An 11,372-nucleotide genomic window follows, 5' to 3' on the forward strand; every position below is an offset into this window, starting at 1 on the left:
GCCGATGCCGTAGATCTCATCCTGGGTGCCGTCGGACTTGTTGACGATCTGCTTCCAGAAGCCGACGATCTCGCCCTGCTTCTCGTCGATGAGCACCTTCTGGTACTCGTACACCCAGTTCTCCAGGCCCTCCATCTCCATCCCGAGGGCGATGTCGCGGATCTCGTCGACGCCGACGCACATCACGTCTTCCTTGGGCCCGATGTTCCAGCCGTAGGTGGCGTCCTGGGCGTAGAAGTCCGCCAACGGCCGCCAGTCACCGGCCTTCTCGCAGTCCTTGTTGGCCTGCAGCCAGCGGTCGACCCATGCCTCGAGTTCGTCGCGTGATGACTCCATGGTCAGTCTTCTTTCTCTTTGATGAACAGTGCATGCGTTGGGCACATATCGACCGCGCGCTCGACTTCGTCGCGGGCGTCTTCCGGCGGTTCCGGGTCGAGGATCTCGACCTTGCCGCGCTTGGGCACCCGGAAATAGTCCGGCGCCTCCAGTTCGCACATGGCATGGCCCTGACACAAATCCAGATCGGCTTCGATCCTGAATCCCATGGGGGAACCTACTTCTGGCGCTTGCGGTAGCGGACCTTCGCCGGCCGCGCGAGCTGGACGACCATCTTGGAGTGGTCGTTGTGGTAGCTGTCGGCCGGCTGCGCCATCTCGAATTCGTACTCGCGCAGCAGAACCGAGAAGATCGCCTTGATCTGCATCTGGGCGAAAGCGGCGCCGACGCACCGGTGCCGCCCCGCGCCGAACGGAATCCAGGTCCACCGGTTGACGATGTCGGCCTGTTCGGGCTTGTTGTAGCGGTCGGGCTTGAAGGCGTCCGGATCGGGGAAGTCCTCGGGGATCCGGTTGCTGATCGCCGGGGACGCGGCGACGTAGTCGCCCTTGTGGATTCCGAAGCCCTCGACCTCGAACTCGCCCTGGGCCACCCGCATCAGAATGATCAGCGGCGGGTGTAGCCGCAGGGTCTCCTTGACCACGTTATCCAGCTTCGGAATCGACCGCAGCGCATGGAAACTCACCTCTTGGCCGTCGGCGTAGAGCTCCTCGAGCTCGGCGAGCACCTCGGCGTACACGTCGGGATGGCGGATCAATTCGATCAGCGTCCACGCCGAGGTTCCCGAGCTGGTGTGGTGCCCGGCGAACATCAGCGAGATGAACATCCCGGTGACCTCGTCGGCGGAGAACCGCGGATTGCCATCTTCGTCCTTGATCGAGACCAGCACGTCGAGCATGTCCCGGTCGGCCTTGTCCTTCGGCGGATTGGCCAGCCGCTGGTCCATGATCTCCTGCACCAGCGCAACGAGTTTGACGCGTGCCTCGTCGCGTCGCTTGAAGCTCTCGATCGGCAGGTAGGGATCGACGTAGCACAGCGGGTCGGTGCCACGTTCCAGCTCGTGGTAGTACTCCGCGAAGCGGTGGTCGAGCTGCTCACGGAACTTCAGCCCGATCAGGCAGGCGGTCGAGGTGTAAATGGTCAGCTCCGCGAAGAAGTCGAGCAGCTCGATCTCGCCGGCGTCGCCCCAGTCGGCGATCATCTTCTTGACTTCGCCCTCGATGGTGCTGGCGTGGCCCTTCATCTGCTCGCCGCGAAGGGCCGAGTTGTGCAGCATCTCCTTGCGCCGCTCGGGGCTGGCGTCGAAGACGACGCCCTTGCCGAAGATCGGCGTCATGAACGGGTACGCCTCGGCCTGGTCCAGATCCTCGTCGGCGGAGCGGAAGAAGAATTCGTTGGCGCCCGCGCCCGATAGCAGGATGACGTGTTTGTCGACCAGCTGGAACCAGCCGACGTCGCCGCACTCCTCCCGGACGCGCTTCATCAGACCGATTGGGTCGGTGCGGAATTCCTCGAGGTGACCATGCTCTTCCGCACCGCCGGAAACCCGCGGAACAATCGCGGTGGTTGTCATGACGGCATTCCCTCCTCGCCGAGTGCGAGCTTCTGTCGATCTTTCTTGTCAGCCAACGGGGCTTCGGGCTGAAGCTCCATGTTCGCGATGAACCCGCCGCGCGGTGTCTCGGCGACGAACGTGATGGCGCGCGCCAGGTCCGCCGCGCGCAGGAAGTAGTCATGGCGGGCCTGGCCCCACTTGGCCCAGTCCTCCAGTGCGGGGCCGATCTTTTCGGCCGGCAGGCTCCAGCCCATCGAGGTCTTCGTCGGGCCGGGGTGCACGATCGAGGCCCGCACGCCGGTGCCCTCGAGCTCCATTTGGAAGTTGGTGACCATCGCCACGAGAGCGGCCTTCGCCGCGCCGTAGGCACCCATGTGCGGCCGCTGGCGCAGGGCCACGTCGGAGCCGACGAAAATCAAATCGCCACGCCGGCGCTCCAGCATGCCCGGCAGCACCGCGGCGGCCAGCCGGTTGGCGCCGACGAGGTGGATCTGCAGTTGCGACTCGAACTCGTCGGTGGTGATCTCCGCGAGCTTGCCGAAGTACGTGTCGCCGGCGCCGGCCACCAGCACCTCGATCTCGCCCAGTGCATCGACCGACTGTGCAACAAAGGATTTGACCGAGTTCGGGTCGGTGACGTCCAGGTGGAATCCGACGGCCTCGCCGCCTTCGGCGTTGATCTTGCCCACGATGTCGTTGAGCTTCTCGACTCGGCGGGCACCAAGCGCGACAGGGAAGCCGTGCGCCGCGAGTTCGATGGCGGTGGCCTCTCCGATGCCGAACGAGGCGCCGGCCACGATGGCCGGCCGGCGTTCGGGCAGGGGGTCAAAGCGGGGCATTCAGCGGACCTCCACGGTCATCGGTAGGTGAGCGAATCCGCGGACATTGCTGGAGTGGACGCGGACGGCGTTGGCCTCGTCCACCTGATATCCGCGGATTCGCTTGAACAACTCGGTGAGCGCGACCCGGGCTTCCATCCGCGCCAGATGCGCGCCCAGGCAGAAGTGTGCGCCACTACCGAAACTCAATAGCTTGGGCCCGATTTCGCGCCCGATCAGATAGTCGTCGGGATTGTCGAAGACCCGCTCGTCGCGATGGCCGGAACCGGGCAACAGCAGCAAGACGTCGCCCTCGGGAATGGTCGTGTCGTAGAGGGTGAGCTCCCCGGACACGGTGCGGGCCAGGATCTGGCTGGACGTGTCGTAGCGCAGGGTCTCCTCGACCCACAGCGGCACCAGCGACAGGTCGGCATAGACCGGAGTCAGCTGATCCGGGTTTTTGTGCCCCCAGAATGCGGCATTGGCAAGGAGTTTGGTGGTCGTCTCGTTGCCGGCGATCACCATCAGAAACATGAAGCCGAGGACTTCTTCGTCGGTGAGCCGGTCGCCGTCGATCTCGGCTTCCAGCAGCGCCGAGGTCAGGTCATCCGTCAGCTTTTTGCGCCGCTCGGCGACCATCCCCTGGTAGTAGACGATCAGGTTGATGGAGGCCTCGACGGCCTCCGGCGGCACGTCGGTGACGCCCTCCGCGCGGTGCATCACCCCGTCGGCCCAGGCGCGCACCTGAACTCGATCCGGTTCGGGGACACCCATCAATTCCGAGATGACGTCCATGGGCAGCTTCCCGGCGAACTCGTCGACGTAGTCGACGGTGCCGTCCGCTGAAGACCTGGCCTTTTCCAGCATCGTGTCCAGGTGTTGTACCGCGATCTCGGTGACCCGGGGTTCGAGTTCCCGAATTCGCCTGGGGGTGAAGCCTTTTGACACCAGCGTCCGCAGTCGCAGATGTGCGGGATCGTCCATCGCCAGAAAGGACATCGTCTTCGATGCGTGCGGCCCGCGCGATGCCGGGTCCAGCGAGACGCCGTACTTGTTGGATAGCGTCGTGCTGTTGCGGAACCCCTGCAGCACATCTTGGTGCCGCGACAACGCCCAGAAGTTCAGGTTCTCGTTGCGATACAGCGGGGCCTCATCGCGGAGGCGCTTGTAGTACGGGTACGGGTCCTCGTGGAAGTCGTAGTCGTACGGATCGAGGACCAGCTCGTGGTCGCCAACATGGATGGTCATTCGGTGCTTGTCTCCTGGCTAGTCTCTCCGGCGCCGGTGAGGATCAGCCTGACCACATAGGCCAGCCGGTCGGCGATCTCGCGATAGGTGAATTCGCCGCTTCCGGCCTGGACGAGCGCGCCGAAGAACGACATCTCCAGCGCGGACACGGCGGTGGGGTCGGCGGCGGGGCCGATCGCGGATGCGATGCGACGGTGGATCTCCGCGCCGATCCGGTCGCGCGCGGCCCGCACCGCGGGCTCGGCGCCTCCGCTGAGCAACGCCGTCGTGCACGCGGCGCTGACCTCGGGCTCGTCGGCGACCACCAGGGCCAGGTGGCGCAACACCTGTTCCACCCGGGTGGGCATCGGGTCGTTGACGTCGGTGAAGTAGGGGACCTGGCGCACCAAGTCGAGGTAGACCTCGGCGATGAGGTGGTTCTTCGACGAGAAGTAGGTATAAGCGGTGGCCGGGGCGACTTTGGCGCGGGCTGCCACCGCGCGCACCGTCAGGTCGGCGTACGACTTCTCACGCAGCGTCTCGATGCCCGCCGCGAGCACCTTCCGGAAGGTTTCCTCCTGGCGGCGGTTCCGCGTGGGCCGGCCGGCCTGGTGATCGGCCTGGGACTTGGTCGTCACCAGTGCATCGCTGGACACATGTCCAAGCTATCGGACCGACTCCGCCGGAAGCAACCCCGATCCGCAAAGATGCGGCTTAATGTCGTGTTTTCGGGCGGCGGCCGCCCCGATCGCGATCGACCCTTGCACCGCCGACAGCCGGACGGCTATGGTTCCATCGGAGAATATCGGACAAGTGTCCACTGAAGTTCACTGAGATTTCGCGTGCTCGATTGGTCGCAGAGACGGGAGCGGGAGATGGCCTTGTTGGCCGACGGCGTGAGCGCACTTTTCATCGACGGGAAGATGTCGCCCGGCAGCACCGGCACGTTCCCGACGATCAACCCCGCGACCGAGGAGGTGCTCGGGGTCGCGGCGGACGCCGACGCCGACGACATGGGCCGCGCCATCGACGCCGCGCGGCGCGCCTTCGATGAGACGGAGTGGTCGCGGGACACCGAGTTGCGGGTGCGGTGCGTGCGTCAATTGCGCGAGGCGATGCAGCAGCACCTCGAAGAGCTGCGCGACCTGACCATCGCCGAGGTCGGCGCGCCGCGGATGCTCACCAGCATCGCCCAGCTCGAAGTTCCGGTCAACGACCTCGCGTTCGCGGCGGATACCGCCGAATCCTACGTTTACAACCAGGATCTCGGCGTGGCGTCGCCGATGGGCATCCCCACCCGGCGCACCATCGCCCGTGAGGCCGTGGGCGTCGTCGGTGCGATCACCCCGTGGAACTTCCCCCACCAGATCAACCTCGCCAAGATCGGGCCCGCGTTGGCCGCGGGGAACACCGTCGTCCTCAAGCCCGCCCCCGATACCCCATGGTGCGCCGCGGTTTTGGGGGAACTCATCGCCGAGCACACCGACTTCCCGCCCGGTGTCATCAACATCGTCACCTCCAGCGACCACGGCGTGGGTGCGCTGTTGACCAAAGACCCTCGGGTGGACATGGTTTCGTTCACCGGGTCGACCGCAACCGGCCGCAGCGTGATGGCCGACGGTGCCGCCACCATCAAGAAGGTCTTCCTCGAGCTCGGCGGCAAGTCGGCGTTCATCGTCCTCGACGATGCCGACCTGAGCAGTGCCGTGGGCGTGGCCGGGTTCTCGGTGTGCATGCACGCCGGGCAGGGATGCGCGATCACCACCCGGCTGGTGGTGCCGCGGGCCAAGTATGACGAAGCTGTAGCCATCGCGGCCGCAACGATGGGCGGCATCAAGGCCGGCGACCCCACCGACCCCGGAACGATCTGTGGGCCCGTGATTTCGGCGCGCCAGCGCGATCGGATCCAGGGCTACCTGGACTCGGCCATCGCCGAGGGCGGCACATTCGCGTGCGGGGGTGGCCGGCCGTCCGACCGCGACGTCGGTTTCTTCATCGAGCCCACCGTGATCGCGGGGCTGGGCAACGACGCCCGCTGCGCGCGCGAGGAGATCTTCGGCCCGGTGCTGACGGTGATTCCGCACGACGGTGACGACGACGCGGTGCGCATCGCCAACGACTCGCCATATGGCTTGTCGGGCACCGTATTCGGCGCCGATCCGGATCGGGCGGCGAGAGTTGCCGCGCGGGTCCGCGCGGGGACCATCAATGTCAATGGCGGCGTATGGTATTCGGCCGATGCCCCCTTCGGCGGCTACAAACAGTCCGGAAACGGTCGAGAGATGGGTCTGGCCGGTTTCGAGGAGTACTTGGAGATCAAGACCATCGCGACTTCAGTCGGTTAAAGGTCAACTAGAGGAGCTCGAGAGCATGCGGTTTGAGAACAAAGTCGCCATCGTCACCGGGTCGGGCGGCGGCATCGGGCAGGCCTACGCCGAGGCCCTGGCACGTGAAGGCGCCGCGGTTGTCGTGGCCGACATCAAATCCGAGGCGGCCGAGGCGGTGGCCAAGCAGATCGTCGCCGACGGTGGCACGGCGCTGGCGGTGCCGGTCGATGTCTCCGACCCGGTGTCGGCGAAGGCGATGGCCGACCGCGCGCTGGCCGAGTTCGGCGGCATCGACTATCTGGTCAACAACGCCGCGATCTTCGGGGGCATGAAGCTGGACTTCCTGCTCACCATCGACCCCGAGTACTACAAGAAGTTCATGAGCGTCAACCTCGACGGCGCCTTGTGGTGCACCCGCGCCGTCTACAAGAAGATGGCCAAGCGCGGCGGCGGGGCGATCGTCAACCAGTCGTCCACGGCGGCGTGGCTGTATTCGAACTACTACGGCCTGGCCAAGGTCGGGGTGAACGGCCTGACGCAACAGCTATCCCGCGAGTTGGGTGGCCAAAACATCCGGATCAACGCGATCGCGCCAGGGCCCATCGACACTGAGGCAAACCGAACCACGACGCCGCAGGAGATGGTCGCCGACATCGTCAAGGGTCTTCCCTTGTCGCGCATGGGGACTCCCGAGGATCTGGTCGGGATGTGCCTGTTCTTGCTCTCCGATGAGGCGTCGTGGATCACGGGGCAGATCTTCAACGTTGACGGCGGGCAGATAATCCGGTCATGACCGCCGGCGACGATGCAGAGCGCAGCGATGAGAAGGAGCGGCGCATATGACCAGTGACTTGAAGCTCGGGTACATCGGCCTGGGCAATATGGGTGCGCCGATGGCCACGAAGATGACCGAATGGCCCGGCGGGGTGACGGTTTACGACATCCGGACCGAGGCGATGACGCCGCTGGCCGAGAAGGGCGCCGGCCTGGCCGACAGCGTCGCCGACGTAGCCGCCGCCGACATCATCCACGTCACCGTCCTCGACGACGCGCAGGTGCGCGAGGTCGTCGGCGAGCTGGCCGCCCACGCCAAGCCCGGCACGGTCATCGCGATCCACTCGACCATCAGCGACACCACGGCTGCGGAACTGGCCAGTGACCTCAAGCCGCACGGCATCCATGTCGTGGACGCACCGGTCAGCGGTGGCGCCGCGGCCGCCGCGAAGGGCGAGCTCGCCACCATGGTGGGGGCTGATCGGGAGGTGTACGAGCGGATCAAGCCGGCGTTCAAACACTGGGCGGCGGTCGTCATCCACGCCGGTGAGCCCGGCGCTGGGACCCGAATGAAGCTGGCCCGCAACATGTTGACTTTCACGTCGTATGTTGCGGCGTGTGAGGCCATGAAACTGGCGGAGGCGGCGGGACTGGATCTGCAGGCGCTGGGTCGGGTGGTGCGTCACACCGATGCCCTCACCGGCGGGCCCGGCGCGATAATGGTCCGTGACGACATGAAAGACCTTGAGCCGGAACACTTCCTGTACCAGCCGTTCCTGCACACCCGCGGGCTGGGGGAGAAAGACCTGAGCCTGGCGCTGGTCCTGGGCGAGGCGGTGTCGGTGGATCTGCCGCTGGCCCGGTTGGCGCACGAGGGGCTGGCGGCCGGGCTCGGGATGCCACACACAGAGAAAGAGGCGTGATGGACGAACTTCGCCGCAAGGGCCTCGCGAAGATGAACGAGGTCTACGGCTGGGAGATGCCCAACATCGAGGGCGACGCTTACTTCGACCTGACCGTCGACCACTTGTTCGGCAGCATCTGGACGCGACCGGGATTGTCGATGCGCGACAAGCGCATCATGACGTTGACGGCGGTGACCGCGATCGGCAACCGCGACCTGGCCGAGATTCAGATCAACGCCGCGTTGCTCAACGGGGAGCTCACCGAGACGGAGCTCAAGGAGATGGCCGTCTTTCTCACCCACTACCTCGGGTTCCCCCTCGGTTCCGCGCTCAACGGTGCCGTCGACGCCGTCGTCGCGAAGCGGAAGAAGGCCGCCGCGAAGGGCGCCGGAGAGGACAAGAAGGCCAACGTGGACGCCGCGTTGAAGATGCACTCCGGGGAGAAGGCCGCCGACTAGGCGTGGCGCGAAGCCTCCTGCGCCAGCTGCACTCTCGAGCTGACGCCCAGTTTGGAATAGACGTGGCTGAGATGTGCTTGCACGGTTCGCGCCGAGACGAAGAGGCGCGCGGCGATGTCCTTGTTTGGAAGCCCTTCGCTCACGAGTTTCACCACGTTGATCTCGGCGGGGGTCAGTGACGCCCAGCCGGTCGCCGGCCGTTTGCGCTCACCGCGTCCGCGTCGTGCATATGCGATCGCCTCCGTCACGGACAGCGCCTCCCCTTCGGCCCATGCCTCTTCGAAGTCTTTGTCGCCCATAGCCTCCTGCAGGCCAGCCACAGAAGCCTCGTGGGCATCGTCGTAGATCTTGAAGCGCACATAACCGGTGCGGTCGCGTAGCGCCTTTGCCGTTCCCAGCAGGCGTGCGGCTTCTCGGTTCGCACCGCCACCAATGGCAAGTGTCGCCAGGCATTCGAAGACCTCGGGAATGACGAAGTGCGCGTTGAGGTCCACCGCTGCGCTCAACGCATCGTGCGCGTCGCGTTGCGCCTGCTCGCAATCGCTTTGCGCGATCGCGACGCGGGCGCGCTTGGTCAGTGCGAATGCCCGATGCGCGCCGGGGGCTACAGCTATGGCATCGTCGGCCCAACGGCGCGCCCCCGTCAGGTCCGCCAATGCCAGCGCGATCTCCGCCAGCGGAATGACGTTGACGACAGCCAGTTCGGGTTGAACCTTCAAGCGCTGCCACGCCGCGTCGGCGGCGCTCGCGGATGCGGCGACATCACCTGCCGCCAGCGCCGCATCGGCCAAAGCCGCGTAGGCGTAACCCTGGTTGAACGAACCGAGGTCGCGGGCGGCTTCGACGGCCGCATCCGCGGCGGCCCGGGCCGAAGCGGTGTCGCCGGTATAGGCGAGCATGTGGCCGAGGCTGACCAGACTGGCCATCCGCCACGTTTCGTCGTGGGCGGCACCAGACTCGGCAACCAGCTCCCGGAATTGTGCTACGGCCCCGGCCAGATCACCTTCCCACCACTGCGACAACCCGATACACCACCGGCACCCGCGAGAGGCGTAGCCGTCGCCGATCGCGTCAGCGATGTCGCGTCCTTCTTCGCCCGCGGCGCGCGCCTCGATCGGGTCGCCTTTGCCCGTCACCGCCGCGAAGGCTTGAAACGCCAGGATCTGGCTCAAACTCCAGTCGTCGCCCACCATGCGGGCAAGTCCAAGCGCTTCCCTGAAATAGGCGTCGGCAGCAACCGCGTCGTAGGCGAAGATGATCCCGCAACCGGCGAGCGCGCGAACCAGCAGCGCCGGCTCGCCGATTTCGCGGGCGAGCGCCAACGCCTCCAACGCCTCGTCCATGTTTTCGTGGATGGTTTGCGCGCCCTCGAGTGTGGCTTTGTCCGCGAGTGCTCGGGCCCGAATGGGGAGCGGCACCTCCACGCCGTGCGCGGCGGCGTCAAGGAGCGCCGCGTCGAACCAGGCAGTTCCCTCCCGCACGCGGCCGCGAGTGGTCCACAGCGTTTGCAACGCCGATGCGAGGTGCAAAGCCGCCGGGATCTCGTTGTTTTCACGACACCAGGCGAATGCCGCACGCAGGTTGTCCATCTCGACCGTGGCCTGCTCGATCCGGCTCTGATGATCGATGCGCCCCGGCGCGTCGAGTTCCGCCGCGAGCGCCGCATAGTGGTCGCGGTGGCGGGCGCGCACCGCGTCGGCCTCGCCGGCCTCGCCGAGCTTCTCCAGCGCATACTGGCGAACCGTCTCCAGCATCCGGTATCGCGACCCTAGGTCGCCGTCTTCGATGGCGATGAGTGACTTGTCGATGAGCAGCGTGAGCTGATCGAGGGTTTGGTAGCGCTCGATCTCGCCCTCGGCGCAAACCGCTTGCGCCGCATTGAGGTCGAATCCGCCAAGGAATACCGCCGCGCGGCGGAAGAGGACCCGTTCGGGCTCGGTGAGCAGCGCGTGCGACCAGTCGACTGACGCGCGCAGCGTCTGCTGGCGGCGTACCGCCGTTCGCGCCCCGCCGGTCAGCAGCCGGAACCGGTCATGCAGGCTGCCGAGAATCTGTGTCAACGACAGCGCACGTACCCGTGCGGCAGCCAGCTCGATCGCCAGGGGTATGCCGTCCAGGCGTCGGCAGATCTCGGTCACCGTGGCCGAATGGCCTTCGCTCACATTGAAATCCGGCCGCACATGGCGGGCACGGTCGACGAACAGTGCCACCGCCTCGTCGCTAAGGGACAAGGAGGGCACCCCCCAGGCGATCTCTCCGGCCACCCGGATCGGTTCTCTGCTGGTGGCGAGGATCCGCACGGCCGGGCAGGCGCCCAGCAGCGCGATGACCAGCGCGGCGGACGCGTCGATCAGGTGCTCGCAGTTGTCCAACACCACGAGCATGTGCCGACCCGCGATGGCACGGATCAGGGTGTCCATCGTCGAACGCCCGGCCTGGTCGGGCAGCCCCAGTGCGCGCGTCACCGTGACCGGCACGACGTCGGGGTCGGTGATGGGAGCGAGGTCGGCGTACCACACTCCATCCGCGAAATCGCCGTCCACGTGGCCGGCGACCTGAAGCGCCAGCCGCGTCTTCCCGACGCCACCGGCGCCGGTGAGGGTCACCAACCGGTTGTCGGCGAGGAGCCGCCGAACGGTGTCTATTTCGGCGTCGCGCCCGACGAAACTGGTGAATTGCGGCGGGAGATGCTGCGAGCCCGTGCTTTTCGCTGCGCGAAGCGGTGGGAAGTCATTGCGAAGGTCGGCGTGGCACAGTTGCGCAACCCGTTCGGGTCGGGGAAGGTCCCGCAGGGGATGGGTGCCGAGGTCCAACAGCCACGCGTCGGCGGGCAGCCCGTCGGCAAGCAGATCGCTTGTCGTGGCCGACAGGACCGTCTGACCCCCGTGACCCAGGTCGCGCAGCCGCGCCGCGCGGTTGATGGTCGGCCCGATGTAGTTTGCCTCGTCGCGCAGTTGCACCTCGCCGGTATG

Annotated in this window: 11 protein-coding genes and 1 pseudogene; 5 read left to right on the forward strand and 7 right to left on the reverse strand. The window is 66.3% G+C overall.

Translation table 11 applies throughout. The features are described from left to right. From A5709_RS20870 to A5709_RS20895, 6 genes and pseudogenes are all read right to left on the reverse strand, one after another. Positions 1-342, reverse strand: a pseudogene (locus tag A5709_RS20870) (nuclear transport factor 2 family protein); the annotation flags it as partial. Then, positions 339-545, reverse strand: coding sequence for a ferredoxin (locus A5709_RS20875; RefSeq protein ID WP_067947779.1), 207 nt, complete (start codon positions 543-545; stop codon positions 339-341). The gene A5709_RS20875 and the pseudogene A5709_RS20870, both read right to left, overlap by 4 nt. 8 nt (positions 546-553) lie before the next feature. Then, positions 554-1,909, reverse strand: a complete 1,356-nt coding sequence (locus tag A5709_RS20880; protein WP_067947777.1) for a cytochrome P450 — start codon at positions 1,907-1,909, stop codon at positions 554-556. After that, on the reverse strand, positions 1,906-2,730 hold the full coding sequence (locus tag A5709_RS20885) for an SDR family oxidoreductase (RefSeq protein WP_068122089.1): 825 nt from the start codon (positions 2,728-2,730) through the stop codon (positions 1,906-1,908). Before A5709_RS20885 ends, A5709_RS20880 begins: the two co-directional genes overlap by 4 nt. Continuing rightward, a complete protein-coding gene (locus A5709_RS20890) occupies positions 2,731-3,957 on the reverse strand; it encodes a cytochrome P450 (RefSeq protein ID WP_067947773.1) in 1,227 nt (408 codons plus the stop codon). It abuts the gene before it with no gap. Beyond that, on the reverse strand, positions 3,954-4,592 hold the full coding sequence (locus A5709_RS20895) for a TetR/AcrR family transcriptional regulator (protein ID WP_068011443.1): 639 nt from the start codon (positions 4,590-4,592) through the stop codon (positions 3,954-3,956). The genes A5709_RS20890 and A5709_RS20895 overlap by 4 nt, the downstream gene beginning before the upstream one ends. Before the next feature lie 219 nt (positions 4,593-4,811). On the opposite strand from A5709_RS20895, the gene A5709_RS20900 reads away from it, so the two are divergent. The 4 genes from A5709_RS20900 to A5709_RS20915 are packed head-to-tail and all read left to right on the forward strand — an operon-like array spanning position 4,812 to position 8,400. Then, a complete protein-coding gene (locus tag A5709_RS20900) occupies positions 4,812-6,281 on the forward strand; it encodes an aldehyde dehydrogenase (protein WP_068122092.1) in 1,470 nt (489 codons plus the stop codon). A gap of 25 nt (positions 6,282-6,306) precedes the next feature. Further along, positions 6,307-7,056 carry an SDR family oxidoreductase gene (locus tag A5709_RS20905; protein WP_068122095.1) on the forward strand — a complete coding sequence of 250 codons (750 nt, stop codon included), beginning with the start codon at positions 6,307-6,309 and terminating at the stop codon, positions 7,054-7,056. A 46-nt stretch (positions 7,057-7,102) separates the two neighbouring features. After that, on the forward strand, positions 7,103-7,960 hold the full coding sequence (locus A5709_RS20910; protein ID WP_068122097.1) for an NAD(P)-dependent oxidoreductase: 858 nt from the start codon (positions 7,103-7,105) through the stop codon (positions 7,958-7,960). Further along, positions 7,960-8,400, forward strand: a complete 441-nt coding sequence (locus A5709_RS20915; RefSeq protein ID WP_068122098.1) for a carboxymuconolactone decarboxylase family protein — start codon at positions 7,960-7,962, stop codon at positions 8,398-8,400. The genes A5709_RS20910 and A5709_RS20915 overlap by 1 nt, the downstream gene beginning before the upstream one ends. Here the strand turns inward: A5709_RS20915 and A5709_RS20920 are convergent. Then, on the reverse strand, positions 8,397-10,877 hold the full coding sequence (locus A5709_RS20920; RefSeq protein ID WP_231987024.1) for a LuxR C-terminal-related transcriptional regulator: 2,481 nt from the start codon (positions 10,875-10,877) through the stop codon (positions 8,397-8,399). The two genes, A5709_RS20915 and A5709_RS20920, sit on opposite strands and share 4 nt — an antisense overlap. A gap of 66 nt (positions 10,878-10,943) precedes the next feature. On the opposite strand from A5709_RS20920, the gene A5709_RS28955 reads away from it, so the two are divergent. Further along, a partial coding sequence (locus A5709_RS28955; protein ID WP_231987025.1) for a hypothetical protein occupies positions 10,944-11,372 on the forward strand: 429 nt, incomplete at its 3' end.

Source organism: Mycobacterium sp. E1386, assembly GCF_001672745.1.
Classification (GTDB): domain Bacteria; phylum Actinomycetota; class Actinomycetes; order Mycobacteriales; family Mycobacteriaceae; genus Mycobacterium.

Excerpts from the sequence above, each read along its gene's own strand:
- A5709_RS20875 (WP_067947779.1), bottom strand. The coding sequence starts at position 545 with ATGGGATTCAGGATCGAAGCCGATCTGGATTTGTGTCAGGGCCATGCC.
- A5709_RS20880 (WP_067947777.1), bottom strand. The coding sequence starts at position 1,909 with ATGACAACCACCGCGATTGTTCCGCGGGTTTCCGGCGGTGCGGAAGAG.
- A5709_RS20885 (WP_068122089.1), bottom strand. The coding sequence starts at position 2,730 with ATGCCCCGCTTTGACCCCCTGCCCGAACGCCGGCCGGCCATCGTGGCC.
- A5709_RS20890 (WP_067947773.1), bottom strand. The coding sequence starts at position 3,957 with ATGACCATCCATGTTGGCGACCACGAGCTGGTCCTCGATCCGTACGAC.
- A5709_RS20900 (WP_068122092.1), top strand. The coding sequence starts at position 4,812 with ATGGCCTTGTTGGCCGACGGCGTGAGCGCACTTTTCATCGACGGGAAG.
- A5709_RS20905 (WP_068122095.1), top strand. The coding sequence starts at position 6,307 with ATGCGGTTTGAGAACAAAGTCGCCATCGTCACCGGGTCGGGCGGCGGC.
- A5709_RS20910 (WP_068122097.1), top strand. The coding sequence starts at position 7,103 with ATGACCAGTGACTTGAAGCTCGGGTACATCGGCCTGGGCAATATGGGT.
- A5709_RS20915 (WP_068122098.1), top strand. The coding sequence starts at position 7,960 with ATGGACGAACTTCGCCGCAAGGGCCTCGCGAAGATGAACGAGGTCTAC.